Source organism: Blastococcus deserti, from assembly GCF_042682525.1.
Lineage (GTDB): Bacteria > Actinomycetota > Actinomycetes > Mycobacteriales > Geodermatophilaceae > Blastococcus_B > Blastococcus_B deserti.
In genome coordinates this window covers 26,533-50,132 of the sequence record NZ_JBHUHP010000028.1, presented here as the reverse complement: position 1 = coordinate 50,132, position 23,600 = coordinate 26,533, and the positions used below count along the sequence as shown (strand labels likewise).

The 23,600-nt window shown below is 73.1% G+C and carries 19 protein-coding genes and 1 tRNA gene; 5 read left to right on the top strand and 15 right to left on the bottom strand.

Translation table 11 applies throughout. From position 1 onward, the window contains the following. Positions 1–20 precede the first annotated feature (20 nt). On the bottom strand, positions 21–1,637 hold the full coding sequence (locus ACFSHS_RS19255) for a LuxR C-terminal-related transcriptional regulator (RefSeq protein ID WP_376879608.1): 1,617 nt from the start codon (positions 1,635–1,637) through the stop codon (positions 21–23). Between the two features lie 323 nt (positions 1,638–1,960). Then, positions 1,961–2,034 (bottom strand) — tRNA-Pro (locus ACFSHS_RS19250). Positions 2,035–2,270: 236 nt separating this feature from the next. Here ACFSHS_RS19250 and ACFSHS_RS19245 point away from each other — a divergent pair. After that, positions 2,271–4,406, top strand: coding sequence for an MMPL family transporter (locus ACFSHS_RS19245; RefSeq protein ID WP_376879606.1), 2,136 nt, complete (start codon positions 2,271–2,273; stop codon positions 4,404–4,406). Between the two features lie 28 nt (positions 4,407–4,434). Here ACFSHS_RS19245 and der read toward each other — a convergent pair whose 3' ends face one another. From der to ACFSHS_RS19205, 8 genes are all read right to left on the bottom strand, one after another. Beyond that, positions 4,435–5,781 carry a ribosome biogenesis GTPase Der gene (gene der / locus ACFSHS_RS19240; RefSeq protein WP_376879604.1) on the bottom strand — a complete coding sequence of 449 codons (1,347 nt, stop codon included), beginning with the start codon at positions 5,779–5,781 and terminating at the stop codon, positions 4,435–4,437. After that, positions 5,778–6,500 carry a (d)CMP kinase gene (cmk, locus tag ACFSHS_RS19235; protein WP_376879602.1) on the bottom strand — a complete coding sequence of 241 codons (723 nt, stop codon included), beginning with the start codon at positions 6,498–6,500 and terminating at the stop codon, positions 5,778–5,780. The genes der and cmk overlap by 4 nt, the downstream gene beginning before the upstream one ends. 92 nt (positions 6,501–6,592) lie before the next feature. Continuing rightward, positions 6,593–6,955 carry a chorismate mutase gene (gene aroH, locus ACFSHS_RS19230; protein WP_376879600.1) on the bottom strand — a complete coding sequence of 121 codons (363 nt, stop codon included), beginning with the start codon at positions 6,953–6,955 and terminating at the stop codon, positions 6,593–6,595. Positions 6,956–7,259: 304 nt separating this feature from the next. Then, the gene (gene xylB / locus ACFSHS_RS19225; RefSeq protein WP_376879598.1) at positions 7,260–8,669 is read right to left on the bottom strand and encodes a xylulokinase; all 1,410 of its coding nucleotides are present in this window, start codon (positions 8,667–8,669) and stop codon (positions 7,260–7,262) included. A gap of 16 nt (positions 8,670–8,685) precedes the next feature. Beyond that, positions 8,686–9,876: a xylose isomerase gene (xylA, locus tag ACFSHS_RS19220; protein ID WP_376879596.1), complete on the bottom strand. Its 1,191-nt coding sequence runs from the start codon at positions 9,874–9,876 to the stop codon at positions 8,686–8,688. 71 nt (positions 9,877–9,947) lie between these two features. Next, a complete protein-coding gene (locus tag ACFSHS_RS19215; protein WP_376879593.1) occupies positions 9,948–10,943 on the bottom strand; it encodes an acetylxylan esterase in 996 nt (331 codons plus the stop codon). Continuing rightward, positions 10,943–13,312, bottom strand: coding sequence for a beta-xylosidase/alpha-l-arabinosidase (locus tag ACFSHS_RS19210; protein ID WP_376879591.1), 2,370 nt, complete (start codon positions 13,310–13,312; stop codon positions 10,943–10,945). The genes ACFSHS_RS19215 and ACFSHS_RS19210 overlap by 1 nt, the downstream gene beginning before the upstream one ends. A gap of 55 nt (positions 13,313–13,367) precedes the next feature. Then, positions 13,368–14,639 carry an endo-1,4-beta-xylanase gene (locus ACFSHS_RS19205; protein ID WP_376879589.1) on the bottom strand — a complete coding sequence of 424 codons (1,272 nt, stop codon included), beginning with the start codon at positions 14,637–14,639 and terminating at the stop codon, positions 13,368–13,370. Positions 14,640–14,776: 137 nt separating this feature from the next. Between ACFSHS_RS19205 and ACFSHS_RS19200 the strand changes: the two genes are divergently transcribed. From ACFSHS_RS19200 to ACFSHS_RS19185, 4 genes are all read left to right on the top strand, one after another. Continuing rightward, entirely contained in the window at positions 14,777–16,039 is a 1,263-nt protein-coding gene (locus ACFSHS_RS19200) for an extracellular solute-binding protein (protein ID WP_376879587.1), read from the top strand. 7 nt (positions 16,040–16,046) lie between these two features. Beyond that, entirely contained in the window at positions 16,047–17,045 is a 999-nt protein-coding gene (locus ACFSHS_RS19195) for a carbohydrate ABC transporter permease (RefSeq protein WP_376879585.1), read from the top strand. 37 nt (positions 17,046–17,082) lie between these two features. Beyond that, a complete protein-coding gene (locus ACFSHS_RS19190; RefSeq protein ID WP_376879583.1) occupies positions 17,083–17,919 on the top strand; it encodes a carbohydrate ABC transporter permease in 837 nt (278 codons plus the stop codon). Positions 17,920–18,177: 258 nt separating this feature from the next. Continuing rightward, positions 18,178–19,170, top strand: a complete 993-nt coding sequence (locus ACFSHS_RS19185; RefSeq protein WP_376879855.1) for a LacI family DNA-binding transcriptional regulator — start codon at positions 18,178–18,180, stop codon at positions 19,168–19,170. A gap of 92 nt (positions 19,171–19,262) precedes the next feature. Here the strand turns inward: ACFSHS_RS19185 and ACFSHS_RS19180 are convergent, their stop codons facing one another. From ACFSHS_RS19180 to ACFSHS_RS19160, 5 genes are all read right to left on the bottom strand, one after another. Then, entirely contained in the window at positions 19,263–20,105 is an 843-nt protein-coding gene (locus tag ACFSHS_RS19180) for a pseudouridine synthase (protein ID WP_376879581.1), read from the bottom strand. 89 nt (positions 20,106–20,194) lie between these two features. Next, positions 20,195–21,052 carry an SMC-Scp complex subunit ScpB gene (gene scpB / locus ACFSHS_RS19175; protein ID WP_376879579.1) on the bottom strand — a complete coding sequence of 286 codons (858 nt, stop codon included), beginning with the start codon at positions 21,050–21,052 and terminating at the stop codon, positions 20,195–20,197. Beyond that, a complete protein-coding gene (locus ACFSHS_RS19170) occupies positions 21,049–21,942 on the bottom strand; it encodes a segregation and condensation protein A (protein ID WP_376879576.1) in 894 nt (297 codons plus the stop codon). The genes scpB and ACFSHS_RS19170 overlap by 4 nt, the downstream gene beginning before the upstream one ends. 26 nt (positions 21,943–21,968) lie before the next feature. Beyond that, positions 21,969–22,484: a hypothetical protein gene (locus ACFSHS_RS19165; RefSeq protein ID WP_376879574.1), complete on the bottom strand. Its 516-nt coding sequence runs from the start codon at positions 22,482–22,484 to the stop codon at positions 21,969–21,971. 70 nt (positions 22,485–22,554) lie between these two features. Beyond that, positions 22,555–23,457: a ParA family protein gene (locus tag ACFSHS_RS19160; protein WP_376879572.1), complete on the bottom strand. Its 903-nt coding sequence runs from the start codon at positions 23,455–23,457 to the stop codon at positions 22,555–22,557. Between the last annotated feature and the right edge of the window lie 143 nt (positions 23,458–23,600).

Sequence of the window (23,600 nt, the reverse complement as noted above, 5' to 3'; positions counted from 1 at the left end):
CGGTGGCACCACCCATCCGACTACGCAACCGCGTCGGTCCCGAGGATGTGGCAGGCGGCGGCGGCTCGAGCGGACCGGCCGTGCAGGCCGAGCTTCTGGTACGCCGTGGCCAGGTGGCGCTCGACGGTGCGGACGCTGAGCACCAGCGTCTCGGCGATCTCCTCGTTCGACCGCCCGTCGGCGACCAGCCGCAGCACCTCGACCTCGCGGGCGGACAGGCCGTCGGAACGCCCCTTGGGGGCCTCGCGCGGGCGCGGCGCACCCAGGAACCGGAGCTCTCGGAGCCCCGCCTCCCGCTCGATGGCGGCGCTGTCGACGTCGCCGAGTCCGGCGAGCGCCCGGGCCAGCAGGAGCCGCCCGTGCGCGGTCTCGCACCGGGCGCCGATGCGCTGCCAGGCCTCGACCGCTTCCCGGAGCAGGGCGCATGCGGTGGCCGTGTCGCCCGCGTCGAGGGCGACCGCCCCTCCTGCGGTCGCCGCCACGGCGCGCAGGCCGGCGGTCGGATACCTCGCCGCCAGCTCCCCCAGCTCGTCGACCGCGTGGCGGGCACGGCCGAGGTCCCCGACGGCGAGGAGGATCTCGACGGCGGCGGGCAGGAGCCGTGCCCGGGCGAGGGAGTCGGCGCCCGCGCCGGTGAGGGCGCGCGTGACCATGGCGGCAGCCGACGCCGGTCGCCCCTGAGCCAGGCGGAGCAGCGCGAGGCCGGGCTGCGGATCTCGGCCACGCCGGTGGGCGTCGGCGTACGCGGTCTCGGCGCCGGCCAGGTCGCCCCGCCGACGAGCCAGCTCACCGAGCTGGTAGTGCGCCTCCCCGAGCATGGACACGTGGAAGCCCGTGAGCTCGTCGCACACCCGTCGGACCTCGGACTCCGCGCCGGCCCAGTCGCCGCGCATTTGCAACACCTGGGCTCGATGCACCCGGCAGATCCCCATGAACGGTCCGGCACCCGGCATCGCCTCGCACCAGCGGGCGGTGACGGCGGTCCACTCTCCGGCGCGGTGCCAGTCCGCCACCTCCCAGCAGGTGAGCATGAGATTGCAGTAGATGTTCCCGGCCCACCCCGGGTCGAGGTCGTCGGAGACCGCCGCGACCATCGCTTCGTCGAGCAGCGCCAGCCCGGCCTCGACCTCGCCCCGCTTGACCCGCACCCTGCCCTCGAGCAGTACCCCCAGGGCGACCAGGCACCGGTCGCCGAAGCGCCGTCCGGTCTCGAGCACCTCGCCGGCCAGGGCCAGCGCGCGCTCCAGGTCGTGGGCAGTGCAGGCGCCCTCGCCGTCGCAGTACAGGAGGTAGCCCCGCTCGGCGCAGTCCCCCTCCCGTTCGAGGAGGCGAACGCCCCGGCTGATCCAGCCGCTCCCCTGCGCCTCCTCGCCGCGCAGGCCGTACGTGTAGCCGGTGTCGAGCGCCACCATCGCCGCCGTCCGCCGCCGCCCCTCCGCCAGGAGCGCCCGATGGGCCTCCGCGAGCGCGGGAAGTGCCTGTTCCAGCTGCCCGAGCCACCAGTACGTGTTGGCGAACGCGTAGAGGTCGTCCCCGCTCAGTTCCTCCTCGGCGCGAGCGCGGCCGAACTCGTCGCGAGCGACGAGCCAGTCCCGTCGGGCGTACGCGCCGCGGGCTGCGTCGAGATGACCGCCCACCGGACAACGGTACTGCGCGCCAACTGCGATCGACCCGTTGCTGGCGACAGGTGCGCCGTTCGGCCGGCGGCAGCCACCGGTCGCCACGGGTTCGTGTCACCGCGGTCGCGTGTCCGGGCCCGCATGATCGCTCCGGTGTCGACCTCGTGGGTCGCGATCAGCGGCGTCTACCAGCACGTGTCGGCCGGCGTGTCCGGGTAGCCGTCGCGACGCGGCCAGTAGGGGGACGACATGGTGGCCAGCAAGGGCCCGGACCGACCGGAGCAGGAGTCGGGGCCGCCCCGATCTCTCCGGAACGGCCCCTGACCTGCGCTTGCACTCTGTCGGGCTGACAGGATTTGAACCTGCGACCCCTTGACCCCCAGTCAAGTGCGCTACCAAGCTGCGCTACAGCCCGCGCGCCGTCCGCTCGCCGGTTACCCAGGACCGCACGACGACCGCCCAGGTAGGTTACCGCACCCGCCGGTGCGGTCCGCTCCCCCTTCCGCGCCCGGCCACGGTCAAATGCGGTGACAGCGGACGGGACTCCCCGCTAGCGTCGCCGCGTCGAAACGCCGTGGTGCAGCAATGGCACCGAGCGCGGACACCGAGGTGCCGGAGGTCTCCGTCATGGGCAGGTCGTTCGCTTCTCGCGTGAGCCATCCGCGGCTCAAGTGGGCCATCCTCGTGTTCTGGCTCGTGCTGGCGGCGGCCGCCGCTCCGCTGGCCGGCGGCCTCACCGCCGAGCAGGACAACGAGATCTCGTCGTGGCTGCCGGGCGATGCGGAGTCCACGCGCGCGCTCGAGCGGCAGTCCGCGCTCGGCTCGGATCCCGACATCATCCCCACGGTGTTCGTCTACGAGCGGACCGAGGGCCTCACCCCGGCCGACGTCGCCGCCGTCGAGGAGGACGCCCGCGTCTTCGGGCAGCTCGACGAGGTCGACGGCCCGGTCACCGGGCCGATCCCGGCCGAGGACGGCCAGGCCCTCCAGCTGGTCGTGCCGCTCAACGTGGGCTCGGAGGGGTGGGAGGCCATCGGCCCGCTGGTCGACGACATGCGCGCCGAGGCGAGGACCGGCCCCGACGGGCTCGACGTCTGGGTGACCGGCCCGGGCGGCAACGCGGCCGACTCCTCCGAGGCCTTCGCGGGCATCGACGGCACGCTGCTCTACGCCGCCCTCGGTGTCGTCGTCGTCATCCTGCTGCTGACCTACCGCAGCCCCGTCCTGTGGGTGCTGCCGATCCTCTCGGCGGTGGTGGCGCTCTTCTGCTCGCAGGCACTGATCTACCTGCTCGCCCGCTATGCCGACCTCACGGTGAACGCGCAGAGCGCCAGCATCCTCACCGTCCTGGTCGTCGGTGCGGGCACCGACTACGCCCTCCTGCTGGTCGCCCGGTACCGCGAGGAGCTGCGGCTGCACGCCGACCGGCACGAGGCCATGACCGAAGCCGTCCACCGCACCGGCCCCGCTGTCCTGGCCAGCGGCGGCACGGTGATCCTCGGCATGCTCTGCCTGCTCGCCGCCACCATGAACTCGACCAAGGGCCTCGGCCCGGTGGCCGCCATCGGCGTCGCGGTGACCCTGGCGGTCCTCATGACGCTGCTCCCGGCGTTGCTGGTCGTCTGCGGGCGCTGGGTGTTCTGGCCGGTGCGTCCCGCGGTGGGCAGCGCCGAGCCGAGCGCGACCGGCCTGTGGGCGCGCATGGGAGCGCTCATCAGGCCGCGCCCGCGGATGGTCTGGACGGTGACGGCGGCGCTGCTCCTGGTGGCCTGCCTCGGCATGTTCGGCCTGAACGCCAAGGGCCTGAGCCAGGCGGAGGCCTTCCGCGGCACCCCGGAGTCGGTGGAGGGCGACGAGGTCGCGAGCCGGCACTTCCCCGCTGCCGCCGGCAACCCCGTGTACGTCCTGACCGACGCCGACACCGCCGGCGAGGTCGCCCGCGCCGTCGCGGCGACCGACGGCATCGGCCAGGCCGGGGAGCCGCAGGTCGTCGGTGACACCGCGCTGATCCAGGCGACGCTCGCGGACCCCTTCGACAGCCAGGCCGCCTACGACACCATCGGCGAACTGCGCTCGGCGCTCGACGGCGTAGGTGACGGCGAGGCCCTGGTCGGGGGCAACACCGCCCTCAACCTCGACGTCCAGACCGCAGCTCAGCGCGACAACCGGGTGATCATCCCGCTCATCATGCTGGTGGTGCTGCTGGTCCTCGGCGTGCTGCTGCGGGCCGTGGTCGCGCCGCTGGTGCTGATCGCGACGGTGGTGCTGTCCTACGGTGCCGCCCTCGGGCTCAGCGCGCTGATCTTCGACTGGCTGGTCGGGGTCGAGTCCACCGACAGCGCCTTCCCGCTGTTCGTCTTCGTGTTCCTCGTGGCCCTCGGCATCGACTACAACATCTTCCTGATGACCCGGGTGCGGGAGGAGGCGTTCGACCACGGCACCCGCCAGGCGGCGCTGATCGGCCTGTCGGCCACCGGCGGGGTGATCACGTCGGCCGGCGTCGTGCTCGCCGCGACGTTCGCGGTGCTCGCCACCCTCCCCCTGACGTTCGTGACCCAGCTGGGCATCGCCGTCGCCCTCGGCGTGCTGCTCGACACGATCGTGGTGCGGTCGGTGCTGGTCACCGCGCTCACGCTGGACCTGGGCCGGCTGATGTGGTGGCCGAGCCGACTCGCGCAGCGCCACGACGAGCCGGAGCCGCCGTCGCGCGGCAAGCACGCCGCACCGCGGGTGCCCGCTCCGCGACCCGAGCCGGACGTCCCCGGACACGTCCGCCCGGGGCCCTGACGAGGGACCCGGCGCGGCGAGCGCGAGGTCAGCCGCGCCGGGTCTCCCTGTCCCGGCCCTCGCGCACCTTGACCGAGACCTCGATCGGCGTCCCCTCGAAGCCCCACCGCTCCCGGATCTTCCGCTCCAGGAACCGGCGGTAACCGGCCTCCAGGAACCCGGTGGAGAACACCACGAACCGCGGGGGCCGGATGTCGGCCTGCGTGACGTACTTGATCTTCGGGGCCCGTCCGCCGCGCGCCGGCGGGGGCGTCTCCTGCACCAGGGCGCGCACGAAGCTGTTCAGCTCCGACGTCGGCACGCGCGACTCCCACGACGCGAGGGCGGCCCGGAGGTGGTCGGCGAGCTTGTTGACGCCGCGCCCCGACTTGGCCGAGATGTTCACGCGGCTGGCCCAGCGCACCCGGGCCAGCTCCCGCTCGATCTCCTTCTCCAGCTGGGCGTGCCGGTCCTCGTCCAGGGTGTCCCACTTGTTGATCGCGATGACCAGCGCGCGGCCGGCGTCGACCACCTGGCTGATGACCCGCTGGTCCTGCTCGCTGATGACTTCGTCGGCGGCGAGCAGGACGACGGCGACCTCCGCCGCCTGGATCGCGGCCTCGGTACGCAGGCTGGCGTAGTACTCCATGCCGCTGGCGCTGCTGACCTTGCGCCGCAGGCCGGCGGTGTCGACGAACCGCCACTCCTCACCGCCCAGGGTGACGATGGAGTCGACCGGGTCCACGGTGGTGCCGGCGACCGAGTCGACGACGGACCGCTCGTCCTTGGCCAGCCGGTTGAGCAGGCTCGACTTGCCCACGTTGGGCCGGCCGACCAGCGCCACCCGGCGCGGCCCGCCCTCCTCCGGCTGCTCGCGGGGGGCGTCGGGCAGCGCGTCGAGCACCAGGTCGAGCAGGTCACCGCTGGCCCGGCCGTGGAGCGCGCTGACCGGCTGCGGCTCCCCCATGCCCAGCGACCAGAGCTCCGCGGCGTTGGCCTCGCTGCGCTCGTCGTCGACCTTGTTGGCCACCAGGATCACCGGGCGGTCGCTACGGCGCAGGATGCGGGCCGCGGCGAGGTCGGTGTCGGTGGCGCCGACCTGGCTGTCGACGACGAACACGATCACGTCGGCCGTCTTCATCGCGTACTCGGCCTGCCGCGTGATCGAGGCGCCGAGACCGCTGGCCTTGGGGTCCCAGCCACCGGTGTCGACGACGGTGAACCGCTTGCCGTTCCACAGCGCCTCGTAGCTGATCCGGTCGCGGGTCACCCCGGGCGTGTCCTGGACGACGGCGGCGCGCCGGCCCAGGAACCGGTTGACCAGCGTGGACTTGCCGACGTTCGGCCGGCCCACGATCGCGACGACGGGCAGCGGCCCGGACGTCTGCTCGGTCATGACCGATCCCCCGCTCCCACGGCCGATGCGGCCAGTTCGACGATCCGGTCCACGACGCCCTGCTGGTCCAGGTCCGTGCTGTCCACGACGACGGCGTCCTCGGCCGGCCGCAGCGGGCTGTCGGCCCGGCTGCTGTCGTACTCGTCGCGACGGCGGAGGTCCTCGGCCAGCGCGGCCACCTCCGCCGGGTCGGTGATGCCCAGCTGGCCGGCCCGCCGCTCGGCCCGCACCTCGGGCGCGGCGGTCAGGTAGACCTTCAGCGTGGCGTCGGGCAGCACGACGGTGCCGATGTCCCGCCCCTCGACGACGACGGCCTCGGTGGCGGCGACGAGCGCGCGCTGCTGCTCGACGAGCTGACGGCGGACGGCGGGCACCGCGGAGACGGCCGAGACGTTCCGCGTCACCTCGGCGCCCCGGATGCGGGCGGCGACGTCCACGCCGTCGACCAGGACCAGCTCGGTGCCGGCCTCCGTGCCCACCTCGATCCGCGCCGCGGCCACCGTGCGGGCCACCGCGTCGGCGTCCTCGGGGTCGACGGCGGCGTCGAGGACCGCGACCGTCGCCGCCCGGTACATCGCCCCGGTGTCGAGGTAGGCGGCACCCAGGCGGGCCGCCACTCCCCTGGCCACGCTGGACTTGCCCGTGCCCGACGGCCCGTCCAGGGTGATCTGACCCCGGAAGCTCGCCGTGCTCCCGGTCGAGCTCGCACGCTCGCTCACTGGGCTCTCACCCAGCCCAGTGGTGGCCGCTCGCTGGCGCTCGCTCACTGGGCTCTCACCCAGCCCGGTGGTGACCGCTCGCTGGCGCTCGCTCACTGGGCTATGTCCCGGCGGAGGGCGGTCGCGCCGCGCAGGTAGACGTGCTGGATCTCGGCGCGGGTCCGCGGGGTCTCGACGTGCGCCATGAGCCGCAGCACCCGGGGAAGGGCGTGCGGGACGTCGATCTCCGTGGCGCACATCAGCGGCACGTCGCCCATGCCCAGCTCGCGGGCGGCCAGGGCGGGGAACTCCGACACCAGGTCGGGAGTGGCCGTGAAGAGGATGCTGATCACGTCGTCGTGCCCGAGGTCGTTGCGCTCCAGCACCGCGGTCACCAGCTCACGGGTGGCCTCGAGCACCTGCTCCCGGTCGTCGGCGTCGACCTGTGTCGCGCCCCGGATGGCTCGGACGGCCATGCACTCTCCTCGTTCCGGTTCGGCACCCGGGTCGCCGGGCACCTCGACCGAGTCTAGGGAGGCCGCCCCGCGCGGCTCGACCGCGCCGGTCGGTCGCCCAGCCGGCCCCCGTCGCGGACGTCGAACAGGTGGACGCGCCCACGCCGGCCTCACGGGGAGGACGTCCCCTCACGGGGGCCGGCGCCCGTCGACGCGCGCGGTGGGTCGACCGCGGGCCGCTCCGCGCCGGCGTGGACCCGCGTCGCCGTGGACGTGCTGACTGCTGCGGGATCGGCGGTGGTGCGGGCCCGCGGCGCGGGGCGGGTCAGGTGCGGTCGGCAGTGAGGTCGCGCACCTCGGCGTAGCGCTCCCGCACGTGCGGAACCGGATCGGCCTCGTACACCTCGGTCCCGGCGGTGCCCCAGGACGGCGGCGTCTCGCCTCCCGAGAGAACCCAGGCGGCCTGCCGGGCGGCGCCGTCGGCGACGTACTCCCCGGGCGGTGGCACCAGCACCGGCACGCCCAGGATCGCCGGGGCGAGCCGGCGCACGGCCTCGGAGCGGGCGCCGCCGCCGACGAGGAACACCCGCCGCACGGGGGTGGCACCCGCCGCCACGGCGTCCAGTCCATCGGCGAGTCCGCACAGCAGCCCCTCGACCGCCGCCCGGGCCAGGTGCGCCGGGTCGGCGGTGGCGAGGGTCAGCCCGTGCACGGCGCCGGTGGAACGCGGCCGGTCGGGCGTGCGCTCCCCCTCGAGGTAGGGCACCAGCACCAGCCCTCCAGCGCCGGCCGGCGCCGACAGCGCCAGCCGGGACAGCTCGGCGTGGTCGACGCCGAGGAGCCGGGCCGTGGCGTCGAGGACACGCGCGGCGTTGAGGGTCGCCACCAGCGGCAGGAAGCGGCCCGTCGCGTCGGCGAACCCGGCGACGGTGCCCGTCGGGTCCACCGCCGGGGCCTCCGAGACGATCGAGACCACGCCCGACGTGCCGATCGACAGGACCACGTCGCCGGGCTCGGCGGCCAGCCCCAGCGCCGCGGCGGCGTTGTCGCCGGTGCCCGGCCCCAGCACCGCGCCGGTGGTGGCCGTCCCGGCCGCCTCCGCCGGCCCCAGGACGCGGGGCACGGCCGCCGTCCGCCCGAGCGCGCGCTCGAGCAGGTCCATCCGGTACTCCCCGCTGGACGCCGACCAGTAGCCGGTGCCGCTGGCGTCGCCCCGGTCGGTCACGAGGGTGTCCAACCCCGGTGAGCCGGCCAGCCGCCAGGTGAGCCAGTCGTGCGGCAGGCAGACCGCCACGGTCCGGGCCGCGTTCTCCGGCTCGTGCTCGGCCAGCCACCGGAGCTTGGTGACCGTGAACGAGGCGACCGGGACGACGCCGACCGCCTCCGCCCACGCCGTGCGGCCGGCCTTCCCGGGCCCGAGCTCGGCGATCAGGTCGGCCGCCGCGCCCGCGGACCGGGTGTCGTTCCAGAGCAGCGCCGGCCGCACGACCTCGCCGTCCTCGTCGAGGCAGACCATCCCGTGCTGCTGGCCGCCGACGGCGACCGCCGCCACGTCGTCCAGACCGCCCGCCTCGGTGACGGCCTGGCGCAGCGCCGCCTCCCAGGCGGCGGGGTCGACCTCGGTGCCGGGGGGATGCCCGGCCCGGCCCTCGCGGACCAGCTTTCCCGTGGCGGCGTCGCGCACCACGACCTTGCAGGCCTGCGTCGAGGTGTCGACCCCGCCGACGAGCGTCATGGACCGGTCCGCCGGCTCAGCGGGCGCCGAGCAGGTGCTCGACCGCCAGCTGGGAGAGCCGGATCACCCCGCCACCGCGGGCGCCCGCGGCGTCGGCGTCGAAGTCCTCGAACGCCGAGCGGTCGGCGAGCAGGTCCTCGTAGCTCTCGCCCTCGTCCAGGGTCGGCTGGGCCAGCTCCGCGACCCGGGCGGCCGCCAGCGCCTCCTGCACCTCGGGGTCGGCCCGGAAGGCCGCCGCCCGCTCCTTGAGCAGCAGGTAGGTGCGCATGTTGGCCGCGGCCGAGGCCCACACGCCGTCCATGTCCTCGGTCCGCAGCGGCTTGTAGTCGAAGTGCCGCGGGCCGTCGTAGCGGGGGCCGCCGGAGGGGAAGCCGTTCTCCAGCAGGTCCACGGTGGCGAACGCGCTGAGCAGGTCACCGTGGCCGAACACCAGGTCCTGGTCGAACTTCGGGCCGTGCTGGCCGTTGAGGTCGATGTGGAAGAGCTTTCCCTGCCACAGTGCCTGGGCGATGCCGTGGGTGAAGTTGAGGTTGGCCATCTGCTCGTGCCCGACCTCGGGGTTGAGGCCCACCAGGTCGGCGTGCTCGAGGGTGGAGATGAAGCCCAGCGCGTGGCCGATGGTCGGCAGGAAGATGTCGCCGCGCGGCTCGTTCGGCTTGGGCTCGAGCGCGAACCGCAGGCCGTAGCCGCGGTCGATGGAGTACTGCGCGAGGGTGTCGAGACCCTCGCGGTAGCGGTCCAGCGCCGCCTTGAGGTCCTTGGCGGTGTCGACCTCGGTGCCCTCGCGGCCACCCCACAGGACGTAGGTCTGCGCACCCAGCTCGGCGGCGAGGTCCATGTTGCGCATGACCTTGCGCAGGGCGTAGCGGCGGATGTCGCGGTCGTTGTTGGTCAGGCCGCCCTCCTTGAACACCGGGTGGGTGAACAGGTTGGTGGTGGCCATCGGGACCACCAGGCCGGTCTCCTCGAGCGCGGCCCGGAAGCGCTTGATGTGGTTCTCCCTCGCGGCGTCATCGCTGCCGAAGGGGATCAGGTCGTCGTCGTGGAAGGTGACGCCGTAGGCACCGAGCTCGGCCAGCCGGTGGACGCTCTCTACCGGGTCGAGCGCGGGGCGGGTGGCGTCCCCGAACGGGTCGCGGGCCGGCCAACCCACCGTCCACAGGCCGAAGGTGAACTTGTCCTCGCGCGTCGGCTGGGGGCTGCTCATGGTGCTGTCCTCTCGAAGGGTTGTGCGTCGGATTCTTCCTGCACGGGGCGGTGCGGACCGCTCGGGCAGCGTCAGGCGGGACGGGCGGTCCGCACCTCGAGCCGACTCCGGAGCCAGGCGAGCTGCTCGCGCTGCTGGTGGGCCTCCCCGCCCTCGTGGTCGTTGTACGGGTAGATCCTGATCCCCTTGGGCCCGCCGTACGCGTGGTAGGCCGCGAAGACCGTCGACGGTGGGCAGGTCTCGTCCATGAGGGCGACCGAGAACAGTGCCGGAGCCGACGACCTGCGGCCGAGGACCGCGGCGTCGAAGTAGCTCAGCGTCCGGAAGACGCGGTCCACGTGGTCACGGTGGGCCTTGAGGTACCGCACGATCTCGCCGTACGGGTCGCCCGGTGCGGTGCGCGTGGCACGCGGGAAGTCGCAGAGGAAGGGCACGTCGGGCAGGACCGCCCGCACCCCGCGGGCCAGCGCCGAGACGGCCAGCGCGATGCCGCCGCCCTGGCTGATGCCGGTCACCGCGATCCGGTCGCCGTCGACCTCCGGGTGCTCCCGCAGCACGTCGAGGGCCCTCGTGGCGTCGGTGTAGACGCGCCGGTAGTAGTAGTCCTGCGGGGACAGCACGCCACGGGTCATGAACCCCGGCTGGGCGGCCGCGGAACCCACCGGGTCGCCGGTGTTCCCCACGGTCCAGCCGCTCCCCTGCCCGCGGGTGTCGACGACGAGGTGGGCGAACCCCGCCGAGGCCCAGAAGACGTGCTCGTGCGGAAGACCCCGTCCGCCGTTGTAGCCCTGGTACTGGACGATCGCGGGCAGGGGGCCGTCACCACGCAGTGCGCGGGCAGGCAGGTGCAGCCAGGCGCGGACCGGGGAGCCACCGAAGCCGGAGAAGGACACGTCGTGCGTCTCGACGGTCACCAGGCCGGTGTCGACCGGTGTGCAGGACACGTCCAGCGTCCGGTCGGCCGCCTCGGCCAGGGTCGCCTCCCAGAAGTCCCAGAGGTCGTCCGGAGCCGGGAGCTGCGGGTCGTAGCGCTGTAGCTCCTCCAGCGGGAGGTCGGTCTGCGGCATCAGGCGCCGTCCTCGCTCGCGCGGGATCCGTCCGCCGGCCGGTGCCGGACGACGCTCTCCGGGTGCAGCCGGCGTTCGAAGCCGACCGTGCGGCGAGGGCCCGTGAGGGTGAACCGCAGCGCTTCCCGCACATCGGCGCTGGAGGCGCCCACCCGGAGCTCCACCTCACCGGGCTCGACGATCCGCGCGCCGTCCCGCCCGGTGAACGAGGTGAGGTCGGCGTGCAGGGTGAAGCGGACGGTCGCGGCGGACCGCGCCGCCAGGTCGACCCGCCGGGCCGCCAGGAGGGCCTGCACCGGACGGACCACTTCGGCGGCGGGATCGTGCAGGTAGACCTGCACGACCTCCGTCACCTCGCGGTCGGTGTCGTTGCGGAGCTCGACCTCCAGCTCGCTGGTGCCGCCGGTGTCCCACTGCGATCCGCCGACCGCCCGGACCCCCGCCCAGGTCGCGGAGCCGTATCCCAGCCCGTGCCCGAAGGGGAAGAGCGGGGTCGGGTCCACCGTGCTCACGTCGGTGCGCCGGCCCAAGGGCGCCGCGAGATAGGTCCCGGGCTGGCTGCTCTCCGCCCGCGGGAAGCTCACCGGCAGCCGGCCCGACGGCGCCACCCGCCCGCTGAGGACGTCGGCGACCGCGGGACCGCCCTCCTCACCGGGGAAGAAGCCACACACCACCGCGGCGAGCCGGTCGACCTGCCGGGACAGCTCGTAGGGGCGGCCGACCAGCAGGACGAGCACGACGGGGGTCCCCGTCGCGAGCAGGGCCTCCAGCAGCTCCTCCTGGCGGCCGGGGAGCCGCAGGTCCACGGCGTCACAGCCCTCTCCCGAGGTGCCGTTGCCGAACAGGCCCGCCTGGTCGCCGAGGACGGCGACGCACACGTCGGCGTCGGCCGCCGCCCGCGCGGCGGCTGCGATCCCCTCGTCGTCACCACCCAGCACCGGGCAGCCCTCGGCGACGACGACGTCGTACGCCTCCGGGGCCGCCCGCAGCGCGTCGGCGAGCGTCGGGATGTCGACGCCGACGGGCACGTCCGGGTGGTGCACACCGACGTGCATCGGGAACGAGTAGCAGCCGAGCATCGCCTGGGCGGTGTCGGCGCGGGGACCGACCACCGCCAGGCGCAGCCCGGGCCGAAGGGGCAGCGTCCCGTCGTTGGCGAGCAGCACGACCGAGCGGCGGGCGAGCTCGCCGGCGAGGGCCCGGGACTCCGCCGAGTCCAGGTCGACCTCGCCGTCGAGGACGGCCGCCGAGTCCGGCGACCAGTCGGGGTCCAGGAGGCCCAGCTCGCACTTCTGCAGCAGCACCCGGCGCAGCGCCCGATTCACCAGGCCCTCGTCCACGGCACCGCTGCGCACCGCCTCGACCAGCGGCCGGCCGTAGCAGCTCACGGTCGGCAGCTCCACGTCGATACCCGCCTCCAGGGCACGCGCGGCCGCCTCCGCCGGTGAGGCGGCCACGCCGTGCAGCGTCTGCAGGAAGGCGATCGAGAAGTAGTCAGCCACCACGGTGCCGGTGAACCCGTAGGTCTCCCGCAGCAGCGACGTGAGGAGCGCCGGATCTCCCGCCGCGGGCACCCCGTCGATGTCGGTGTAGGAGTTCATCACCGACCGCGCCCCCGCCCGCAGGGCCATCTCGAAGGGCGGGAGGAACACGTCGGCGATCTCCCGTGGGCCGGCCGAGACCGGGGCGAGGTTGCGCCCCGCGCGGGAGGCGGAGTAGCCGACGAAGTGCTTGAGGGTCGCCACGATGCCGCTCGACCCCAGGCCGCGGACGTAGGCGCTGCCGATCGTGCCCACCAGGTGCGGGTCCTCACCCATGGTCTCCTCGACCCGCCCCCAGCGCAGGTCCCGGGCGACGTCGAGGACCGGGGCGAGCCCCTGGTGGACGCCGAGCCGGCGCATGCCCGTCCCGATGAGCGCGCCCATCCGCTCCACGAGGTCCGGGTCGAAGCTGGCCGCCCAGCACAGCGGCGAAGGGAAGACGGTCGCCGTCCACGCCGCGAGCCCCGTGAGGCACTCCTCGTGCACCAGCGCGGGGATGCCGAAGCGGCCGGCCGCCATGATCTGCCGCTGGCTCTCCGCCAGGCCCTTGGCCCCGAGGAGCGGGTCCACGGGCGCGGTCCCGAACGGCCGGGTCAGCTGCCCCAGCCCGCTGCGGATCAGCTCCTCCCACTCCACCGGCACCGCCGCCATCTCGTGCTGGTGCGGGGCCACCTCGCCCGCGGTCGCGTCGATGCCCACCCACACGCCGTACAGCTGGGCGACCTTCTCCTCCAGCGTCATGCGGCCGACGAGGTCCGCCACCCTGTCCTCGGCGGGGACATCCGGGTCGCGCCACGGCGCGGTGTCGATGCCGACGTTGGTGACCATGCTCTTCGGAAGTCCGTCCTGTCTCGTCGTTGCTGGTGCGATGGGCGTCCCGCGGTCAGGCCACGGTGACCTCCTGCGGCGGCGCATCCGGCCGCAGACGGAACCCGCCGGACCCGTCCCCGACGGACACGGTGTAGTCGCCGGACCATCCGGATACGGACACCCGGCCCTCGCCGTCGGTCCGCAGCCGGGTCGGCGCCAGCCACCACTCCCCCTTGACGAGGCCTCGCAGGGCGTCGTACGCCGGCTTGGGAGTGCCGTCGGCGCGCACCAGTCCCGCGGGGGCGCCGAGCCAGGCCCCCCGGTCGGTGATCCCCCAGTAGGTCACGGCCTCGACGGCGGGATGGGACAGCAGCGTCCGGTAGTGGCGGACGACGTCGTCGGCCTGGCGCTCCTCCCCCTCCGGGGTGGAGGGCCACTCGTCGACCTGGTGGTCGTTGAGGTCCACGATCTCCGGCGGCATCAGGTCCCCGGACACCAGGGTCGTCTCGGTCCAGTGCAGCGGAAGCCCGTAGCGCGCGAACCGCTCCAGGACCTCCAGCGTCCGCTCCTCGCCCCAGTAGCCCTGGTGCATGTGGCTCTGCAGGCCGATCGCGTCGACCTGCACGCCGGCTTCGAGAACGCCCTCGATGAGGCACTCGTACGCCGTCGAGAGGTTGAAGTCGTTGAGGATCAGGGTCGTGGCGGGGGTCGCCGCGCGTGCCTCCTCGAACGCCAGGCGGATGGTCGGGATGCGACCGATGCGGCGGCACAGCCGGGTGATCGCGTTCTGCCGGGTCTCGTTGGCGAAGACCGGCATGATGACGACCTCGTTGATCGCGTCCCAGGTGTCGACCAGCCCCGCGAAGGACGTGACCTCCCGCTGGATCCTTCCCCGCACGATCTTCTCGACGTCCTCGTCGGAGTACTCCCTCAGCCAGTCCGGGGCGAGCGTGTGCCAGACCAGGGGGTGGCCCTTGACGGACACGCCACGGTCGCGGAACCACGCGGCCGCGGCCCGCAGGCGTGCGGTGTCGGGCTGTCCCTCCACCGGCTCGAAGCCGGCCCAGTAGAACGGCAGTGTCGCGGTGTTGAACAGGTCGAGCCACAGGTCCTCGAGCCGTTCTGCCGCCTCCGGGTCCGCTCCGCCGAAGACGTTCTCGCGGAGCTCGCCCCGCTCCTCGTTGGCCAGCCCCACGAAGTCGAAGCCGATGTTGCCGAACGGGAAGTCGTGCCGGACCTGCTCGACCAGCACCTCCGTGTCGGCGCAGGGCGAGCCGTCGGCGTGGCGGACGGTCAGCGTGGCTTCGGAACGCCGGACCGCGTCGGCGGCAGTGGACCAGGTCACATCGAAAACGTTATCGACAACGTTTGACATTGCCAAGCGGACCCTGCCATCTTCTCCGCACGTGTTCCACGCCACAGGCGGCGTGCGGAGTGACGAAGGGGTCAGACATGCGGCGTTCGGGGCGAGCAGCTCTCTCGGTGCTGTGCAGCAGTGCGGTGCTGCTGACGGCCACGGCCTGCGGCGGTGGTGACAGCAGCGCCTCGGGAGGCGACGACAACACGATCACCTGGTGGCACAACTCGAACAACGAGCCCGGCAAGGGCTACTACGAGCAGGTGGCCAAGGACTTCGAGGCGGCCAACCCCGGCGTGGACGTCGAGGTCGTCGCGATGGCGCACGAGGACATGGTGGACAAGCTCGAGGCCGCCTTCCAGAGCGGTGACGTGCCGGACGTCTACATGGAGCGCGGCGGCGGCGAGCTCGCCGACCACGTGGAAGCCGGCATGGTCCGCGACCTGTCCGAGGACGCGGCGGAGGAGATCGAGAAGATCGGCGGCTCGATCTCCGGCTTCCAGGTCGACGGCCAGACCTACGCGCTGCCCTTCTCCATGGGCGTGGTGGGCTTCTGGTACAACACGGAGCTCTTTCAGCAGGCGGGCATCACGGCACCACCGACCACGATGGAGGAGCTGGCCTCCACCGTCGAGACGCTGAAGGGCGCCGGCATCACGCCGATCTCGGTCGGCGCGGGCGACAAGTGGCCCGCCGCCCACTACTGGTACTACACGGCGCTGCGCTCGTGCTCCGAGGACGTGCTGACCGACGCCGTCACCAGCCTCGACTTCTCCGACCCGTGCTTCGTCCAGGCGGGCGAGGAGCTCCAGGAGTTCATCGCTACCGAGCCCTTCAACCCCGGCTTCCTGACGACGCCGGCGCAGGAGGGTGCCACGTCGGCCTCCGGTCTGCTCGCGACCGGACAGGTCGCGATGGAGCTGGCGGGCCACTGGGAGCCCGGCGTCATGCAAGGCCTCACCGAGGACGGCCAGGGCCTCGGCGCCAGGACCGGCTGGTTCCCGTTCCCGGCGGTCGAGGGTGGCGAGGGTGACCCGGAGGCCCAGCTCGGTGGTGGTGACGCGTGGGCCGTCTCGCAGGAGGCTCCCGACGCAGCGGTCGACCTGGTGAAGTACCTGCTCTCCGACGAGGTGCAGCAGGGCTTCGCCGAGAACGACATGGGTCTCCCGACGAACCCTGCCGCCTCGGGGTCCGTCTCCGACCCGGCGCTCGCCCAGCTGCTCGAGGTCCGCGACGCGGCGCCGTACGTCCAGCTCTACTTCGACACCGCGTTCGGGGCGTCGGTCGGTGGAGCGATGAACGACGCGGTCGCGCTGCTCCTGGCGGGCGAGGCGACGCCGCAGGACATCGTGGACCAGACCCAGCAGGCTGCCGACCAGGAGAAGTGATCCGACGATGACCTCCCAGGGCGCCGTGACGGCGGCGGACCCGGGGGCAGCGGTCACCCGGCGCGCGGACGCGCGCCGGGTGACCGGCCGTTCCGCTCGTGGTACCGGCCGCCCCGGTCGTGACAAGGGTCGGCAGCGCCTGGAGATCCTCTTCTTCGTGGCGCCGGCCCTGGCGCTGATGGCGATCTTCGTCGTCTACCCGGTCTTCTCCGCAGCCCGGATGTCCCTCTACCGCTGGAAGGGCTTCGGCCCGATGGTCGACTTCGTCGGGCTGGACAACTACGTCCGCGTGCTGACCGACGACGTCTTCACCGACGCGGTCACCCACAACTTCCTGATCGTCTTCGCGTCGATCCTCGTGCAACTCCCGCTGGGACTGGCGCTGGCGCTCCTGCTCAACCGCCGCATCCGGGGGCGAGGCCTGCTGCGGACGATCATCTTCGTCCCCTACGTGCTGGCCGAGGTGATCGCCGGCGTCGTGTGGTTCCAGCTGCTGCAGCCCCGGTCCGGTCTCCTCGAGACCATGCTGACGTCGGTGGGGATCCCGGTCCCCGAGCAGGGCTTCCTCGGCACCCCTGACCTGGCCCTGGCCACGGTCTTCGTCGTGCTCACGTGGAAGTACCTGGGGCTGGCCGTGCTGCTCTTCCTGGCCGGCTTGCAGGGGGTCCCCGACGAGCTGCACGAGGCGGCGCAGCTCGACGGCGCCTCGTGGTGGCAGGTCCAGCGCCGCATCGCGATCCCGCTGATCGCGCCGACCATCCGGACCTGGTGCTTCCTGTCCATGATCGGTTCGCTGCAGCTGTTCGACATGGTCTGGATCCTGACCGGTGGCGGCCCGGCCAACGCGACGACGACGATGGCGACGTACCTGGTCAGCCAGGGCACGCAGCGCAGCAACTTCGGGATCGCCGGTGCCGCGTCGGTCGTGCTGTTCCTGATCGGGTTCGCGATGGCTGTCGCCTACCAGTTCCTGGTGCTGAGGCGCGACACCAAGGCCGACGCATGAACCCGGTGGAGCAGGCACCCGCGAGGAGGTCCCGGTGATGGCACGACGGGCGACGACGTACGGGCGGGGTGGACCGCTCGTGTACCTGGTGGCCCTCGCGGTGGTGGCGCTCACGCTCGGGCCGGTGCTCTACGGCGCGCTCGGCGGCTTCCGCAGCAACGAGCAACTGGCGCGCGACCCCGCCGCGCTCCCCGACCCGTGGCTGCTGCGCAACTACGAGGGCGTCGTCGCCAATTCCGAGTTCTGGCGCTACGCGCTGAACTCGACGGTGATCGCCCTCATCACCACGGCGGTCGCGGTGCTGGCGGGCGTGATGGCCGCGTACCCGCTGGCGCGCTACCAGTTCAAGCTCCGGGAACCGCTGTTCCTGGTGTTCGTCCTGGGGCTGCTCTTCCCGGCGGCCGTGGCGATCGTCCCGCTGTTCATCCTCGTGACTCGCGACCTGCAGCTCGGCAACACGTGGTGGGGAGTCGCTCTGCCGCAGGCGGCCTTCGCCCTGCCGACCACGGTCGTGATCCTGCGCCCCTTCCTGATGGCGCTGCCCAGGGAGGTCGAGGAGGCCGCGATGATCGACGGCGCTTCCCGGATCGGCATCTTCTGGCGGATCGCGCTGCCCCTGTCCATGCCCGGGCTGGTCACCGTTGGCGTCCTCGCCTTCGTCGCGTCCTGGAACGCCTACCTCCTCCCGCTGCTGCTGCTCCAGGGCGAGATGCGGACCCTCCCGCTGGGCGTCGCCGACTTCTCCACCCAGTACTCGGCCGACACCGCGGGAGTGCTCGCCTTCACGACCATCGCGATGATCCCCGCGCTGGTGCTGTTCCTCGCCATGCAGGGGCGCATCGTCAGCGGGCTCCAGGGGGCGGTCAAGGGCTGAGCCCAGCACCCGTCGAAAAGCCATGTCCGCGGGGCTTCAGCTCCTAGCCTGCATCGCCGATGTTGTCGGAGCTGTCGCGGTCGGGCGCGGGCGTGGTCCAGTTCCGGTGCGGGCCCGACCGTCGGGGGCCCGGACGACGAGAGGTTGTTCATGAAGCTCGACTCTTCCCGTGACGACGTCGTCGGCCCGGGCAGCAGCGTGGGTCCGGGCCCCGCGACCCCGAACCTCCCTGCGCCGTCCCTCCGCGGACGCGTGACGATGCAGCAGGTGGCCGCGGAGGCCGGCGTCTCGATCTCCACCGTGTCGAAGGTCATCAACGGCCGGTACGGCGTGTCCGCCGAGACCGTCGACCACGTCACCCAGGTCATCGACCGGCTCGGCTACGAGGCGAGCCTCGTCGCGCGCAGCCTGCGCAACCGTCGTACCAACGTGATCGGCGTGCTCGTCATGGACTTCGAGCCCTTCAGCACCGAGGTCCTCAAGGGCGTCGCCGAGGCGATTCACGGCTCCGGCTACGAGCTGATCGCCTACTCCGCCGGTGGTCACGTCGAGGCGCAGGTGGGCTGGGAGCGGCGATCGCTGACCCGGTTGATGGGTTCCCTCGTCGACGGTGCGGTCCTCGTGACGCCGACCGTGACGGACGTCCAGGCCGACGGACCGGTGGTGGCGGTCGATCCGCACACCGGTCCGTCGGGGCTGCCCTCGGTGGCTGCGGACAACCTGCAGGGCGCCCGCCTCGGCGTGGAGCACCTCCTCCGGTCGGGACACACCCGGATCGGCATGATCACGGGACGGTCGGACCTGCTGTCCGCGCAGCAACGGGAGCAGGGCTACCGCGAGGCGCTCGCTGCCGCGGGACTGCGCGTCGACGAGGCGCTGGTGAGGCCCGGCGGCTTCGACCCCGAGCTCGCGCGGGAGGCGGCTCGCGAGCTGCTGTCGCACCCGGAGCCGCCGACCGCGATCTTCGCGGCGAACGACCTCTCGGCGCTGGTGACGCTGGAGGTCGCGGCCGAACTGGGTCTCGACGTGCCTCGTCAGCTCTCCGTGGTGGGCTTCGACAACATCCCGGAGTCCGCGGTGGCCGATCCTCCGCTGACGACGGTGCAGCAGCCGATCCGGCGGATGGGTCAGGAGGCCGCGGACATGCTGCTGGCGCTCATCGCCGGCGAGGCGGTCGCCGATGTCCACCGCACCCTGGCCACCTCGCTCGTCCTCCGGGCGTCCACCGCTCCCCCGACGCCGGCGTCCTGATCGAGCTCCGGCCAGGGCCGACGTCGTCCGTCGTGGCCCCGTCCCGGGTCCCACCCTGAGCCTGCGAAGGGTGGGGAAGACGGGGTCCTCTTTCAGAGCCCGACGAGCTCCTGGAGCTGGCCAAGCTCCTCCTTGGACAGCCTCCGGATGGAGCCCGAGCGCATGCGCTGCAGCTGGATGGGGCCGATGGCGGTGCGGGTGAGCCGGGACACCGGGAGGCCGACGTGGGCCAGCAGCCGGCGGACGATGTGCTTGCGCCCCTCGTGCAGGACGACCTCGACCACCGACTGCCCGGCGTGGGTGTCGACCACCCGGAAGGAGTCGACCTTCACCGGGCCGTCGTCGAGCTCCACCCCGGCCCGCAGCCGGCGGGGCATGTCGCGGGGCACCGAGCCCGACACCTGGGCGAGGTAGGTCTTGCGGACCTCGTAGGAGGGGTGGGCCAGCCGGTGGGCCAGCTCGCCGTCATTGGTCAGGAGCAGCAGCCCCTCGGTGTCCTGGTCCAGCCGGCCGACATGGACCAGGCCCTTGGCGAGGTCGCCGACCATGTCACCGACGGTCGGCCGGTTGCGGTCGTCGCTCATCGCGGTGATCACGCCCGGCGGCTTGTTCATCGCGTAGGTGACCCGGTCCTCGCGGATCTCGATCCGCACCCCGTCGACGGCGATCTTGTCCCGGTCGGGGTCCACCCGCAGGCCCTGCACCTGCACGACCGCGCCGTTCACGCTGATCCGGCCGGCCTCGATCATCTCCTCGCAGACCCGCCGGGAGCCGACGCCCGCACGGGCCAGCACCTTCTGCAGCCGCTCGCCCTCGCGGTCGTCGCCGGGGGCGGCGGACGGCCGGTCGCCGGGGTGGGCCGGCGCCAGTTCCATGTCCTCGGACCAGCCCTCGCCGGCCGCGGTGGTCTTCTCCTGGTCAGCGCTCGCGTTCATCGCCGTCCAGTCTCCCACCCCGCTTCCTCGAAGCTTTCTGTACCGAAAGCTGGGGAGTCCGGCCCAGCTTTCGGTACAGAAAGCGGGCTTCAGGCGTCGGGGTGCTCGTCGAGGACCGTCGAGGTCTCGGGCAGCAGCGGCGCGAGCTCCGGCAGGTCCTCGAGGCTGCTCAGCCCCAGCCGCTCGAGGAACAGCGGCGTGGTGGCGTAGAGCCCTCCGCCGCTGTCGGGATCGGTGCCGACCTCGTGCACGAGGCCGCGGGTGATCAGGGTGCGCATGACGCCGTCGACGCCGACGCCGCGGATGGCCGAGACGCGGGCGCGGGTCACCGGCTGGCGGTAGGCGATCACGGCCAGGGTCTCCAGCGCGGCCTGGGTCAGCCGGCTGCGCTGCCCGTCGACCAGGTAGCGCTGCACGACCGCCGCGTGCTCGTCGCGGGTGTAGAGGCGCCACCCCTCCCCCACCCGGCGCAGCGTGAGGCCGGCCCGCCGCTGGTCGTACCCCTCCGCGAGCGCCGCGAGGCCGGTCCGCACCTGCTCGACCGGGCAGCGCAGCGCAGCGGCGAGGGTCTGCTCGTCGACCGGGTCGTCCATGACGAACAGCAGCGCCTCGAGGCCGCCCTGCAGCTCCTCGGGCGTCAGCAGCTTCAGCGGTTCCTCGGCCGGTTCGGCGGCGGAGGGTGCACCGGCCGGGACGTCGGCCGGCGTCGGGTCCTGCGGCGGTTCCTCGTCGGGGTCCTCGGCGGGTACCGGTGCGGGCTCCGGCGGCGCCTCCACCGGCCGTTCGGCCACGCGGGCAGCCAGCTCCGCGGCGACGGCGTCCCACGTGCCGGGGTCGTGCTCGTTACGGCGCTCGGCCTCCTGCCGCGTGGCGGCCAGCTCGGCGGCCAGCGCGTCCCAGGAGATCGGCAGCCGGTCGCCGTCCGGTCCCGCCTGCTCGCCGCTCACCGGTACTCCTCGTCCACGTCGGTCCCCGCGTCCACGGCATCCTCGACCGGGCCGTCCACGTCCACCCCGGCGCGCTGGGCGCCGGCGGTGCCGCCGGTCCAGCGCACGTGCAGCTCGCCCAGGGGCGTCAGCTGCTCGAACACCACGCGCTGCTGGCGGTACAGCTCCAGCAGCGCCAGGAACCGCGCGACCACCTCCAGGGTGTGGGAGCAGTCGGCGCTCAGCGCCCGGAAGGTCGCCGTCCCCGATCTCAGCAGATGGTTGCGCACGGTCAGGAGCTGCTCGGAGACGCTGACGGGCGGGGCGTGCAGGTGCGAGACGCTGACCACCTCCGGCGCCCGCGGCGTGAGCGCCCGCGCGGCCAGCGCGGCGAACTGCTCGGGGGTCAGGTCGAGGACGACCTCGGGCACCAGGTCGGCGAAGCGCGGCTCCAGCGCCGCCGAGCGGGGGAAGCGGCGCGCCGCCTCGGCCTCCCGCTCGCGGAGGAACCCCGCCGCCTGCTTGTACGCCTTGTACTGCAGCAGCCGGGCGAACAGCAGGTCCCGGGCCTCGAGCAGCTCGAGGTCCTCCTCGTCCTCCACGTCGGCGGCCGGTAGCAGTCGGGCGGCCTTGAGGTCGAGCAGCGTGGAGGCGACCACCAGGAACTCGCTGGCCTGGTCGAGGTCGAGCTGGTCACCGAGCGCCCGCAGGTGCGCGATGAACTCGTCGGTGACCTTCGACAGCGCGATCTCGGTGACGTCCAGCTTGTGCTTGCCGATCAGCTGCAGCAGCAGGTCGAACGGCCCCTCGAAGTTCGTCAGCCGCACGGTGAAGCGTGCGGGCGCGGCTCCCTCCACCGCCGGCGCCGCGTCCTCCCCCGCCTTCCCGACCGCGCCGGTGCTGCCGCTCACGGACGTCCAGGGTAGGCGCCGGGCTCTCAGTTCCCCCGCAGCCGGCGGACCAGGATCGACTCGTCGCCGCGCTCACCCAGGTCGGTGAGCAGCACGGAGATCGCCTCGCGGACGATGCGCCCCCGGTCGGCGGCGACGCCGTGCTGGCCGCGCAGGGTCAGCCGGGCGGTCTCCAGCGCCAGCAGCTCGTCGGCGGAGATGTAGACGGTGATCTTCTCGTCGTGCTTGGTGCGGTCGGTGCGGCGGGCCGGCCGCCCGCGGGTGGCGACCTTGGGCTGCAGCACCGGAGCGGGCGGGGGCGAGCCCCGGAACGAGGCCAGCTCGTCGTCCTGCGCCGCGGCGCCGCCGGGGACCAGCGTCAGCGGCGTGCCCGGGACCGTCTCCGCCGCCTCCTCGCGCCGGCCGGCCGAGCTGCCGCGCAGCGCCGGCGAGCTGGTGGTCGTGCTGAGGCTGGGCAGCTCGGTCACCTCGGGGGCCGAGGGCGCCGAGTCGGTGCGCCGGAACAGCTCCGACGCACCGGGCAGGATCGGCCGCCGCGTCATGACGCCTTCCCGCTGGCGCTCGTCGGGCGCATGACGGTCGCCGCACCCATCGGTGCCCTCGCGAGCCCGGTCACAGTGCCAGCACCTCCTTGGCGAGGTCGCGGTAGGCCGAGGCGCCCGACGACGTCGGCGCCCACGTGGTGATCGGCTGCCCGGCGACCGTGGTCTCCGGGAAGCGCACCGTGCGCTGGATGACGGTCTGGAACACGACGTCGTCGAAGGCCTCGACCACCCGGCTGAACACCTCGCGGCAGTGCACGGTGCGCGAGTCGTACATCGTCGCCAGGATCCCGGAGATCTCCAGCGACGGGTTCAGCCGCTCCTTGACCTTGTCGATCGTGTCGACCAGCAGCGCCACGCCGCGGAGCGAGAAGAATTCGCACTCCAGCGGGATGATCACGCCCTGGGCCGCGGTCAGCGCGTTGACCGTCAGGAGGCCGAGCGACGGCTGGCAGTCGATGAGGATGTAGTCGTAGTCGTCGCGCACGTCGGCGAGCACCCGCAGCAGGGTCTGCTCCCGGGCCACCTCGCTGACCAGCTGCACCTCGGCCGCGGACAGGTCGATGTTGCTGGGCACGAGGTCCAGACCGGGGATGTCGGTGGGGACCCGGACGTCGGCCAGCGTGGTCTTCCGCTCCATCAGGGCGTTGTAGATGGTGCGGTCCATGTTCTGCGCCGGCACGCCCAGCCCGACCGACAGCGCCCCCTGGGGGTCGAGGTCGATCAGCAGGACCCGCCGGCCGTACTCGACCAGGGCCGCGCCCAGGTTGATGGTCGACGTCGTCTTGCCGACGCCGCCCTTCTGGTTGCACATCGCGATGATCCGGGCCGGCCCGTGCTCCGTGAGGGGCTTGGGGTCGGGCAGGGGACGCTGCCGCGCACGCGCGGGGTCCTGCCGCGACGCCGCCCCCATCTCGGAGCCGATGTCGTGCGGGCGCGCGACGGCAGAGGCCGCGTCCGCTCGGGTAGCCATGGGTCTGTTGCCTCCACCTCGTGCCCGATCCCGGGGGTTCCGGTCGCGGTCAGCCGTCCTGCCCGCTCGGGTGATGAGGACGCTACGAAGCGTGGCGAAGTGTGCGAAGCAGGCACGCCGGGACACATGTCGACATGGCGATC

What these genes read in the sequence shown, in the direction of transcription:
- der (WP_376879604.1), bottom strand. Translation starts at nt 5,781, where the DNA reads ATGACCGAGCAGACGTCCGGGCCGCTGCCCGTCGTCGCGATCGTGGGC.
- aroH (WP_376879600.1), bottom strand. Translation starts at nt 6,955, where the DNA reads ATGGCCGTCCGAGCCATCCGGGGCGCGACACAGGTCGACGCCGACGAC.
- xylB (WP_376879598.1), bottom strand. Translation starts at nt 8,669, where the DNA reads ATGACGCTCGTCGGCGGGGTCGACACCTCGACGCAGGCCTGCAAGGTC.
- xylA (WP_376879596.1), bottom strand. Translation starts at nt 9,876, where the DNA reads ATGAGCAGCCCCCAGCCGACGCGCGAGGACAAGTTCACCTTCGGCCTG.
- ACFSHS_RS19215 (WP_376879593.1), bottom strand. Translation starts at nt 10,943, where the DNA reads ATGCCGCAGACCGACCTCCCGCTGGAGGAGCTACAGCGCTACGACCCG.
- ACFSHS_RS19210 (WP_376879591.1), bottom strand. Translation starts at nt 13,312, where the DNA reads ATGGTCACCAACGTCGGCATCGACACCGCGCCGTGGCGCGACCCGGAT.
- ACFSHS_RS19195 (WP_376879585.1), top strand. Translation starts at nt 16,047, where the DNA reads ATGACCTCCCAGGGCGCCGTGACGGCGGCGGACCCGGGGGCAGCGGTC.
- ACFSHS_RS19190 (WP_376879583.1), top strand. Translation starts at nt 17,083, where the DNA reads ATGGCACGACGGGCGACGACGTACGGGCGGGGTGGACCGCTCGTGTAC.
- ACFSHS_RS19185 (WP_376879855.1), top strand. Translation starts at nt 18,178, where the DNA reads ATGCAGCAGGTGGCCGCGGAGGCCGGCGTCTCGATCTCCACCGTGTCG.
- ACFSHS_RS19180 (WP_376879581.1), bottom strand. Translation starts at nt 20,105, where the DNA reads ATGAACGCGAGCGCTGACCAGGAGAAGACCACCGCGGCCGGCGAGGGC.
- ACFSHS_RS19165 (WP_376879574.1), bottom strand. Translation starts at nt 22,484, where the DNA reads ATGACGCGGCGGCCGATCCTGCCCGGTGCGTCGGAGCTGTTCCGGCGC.
- ACFSHS_RS19160 (WP_376879572.1), bottom strand. Translation starts at nt 23,457, where the DNA reads ATGGCTACCCGAGCGGACGCGGCCTCTGCCGTCGCGCGCCCGCACGAC.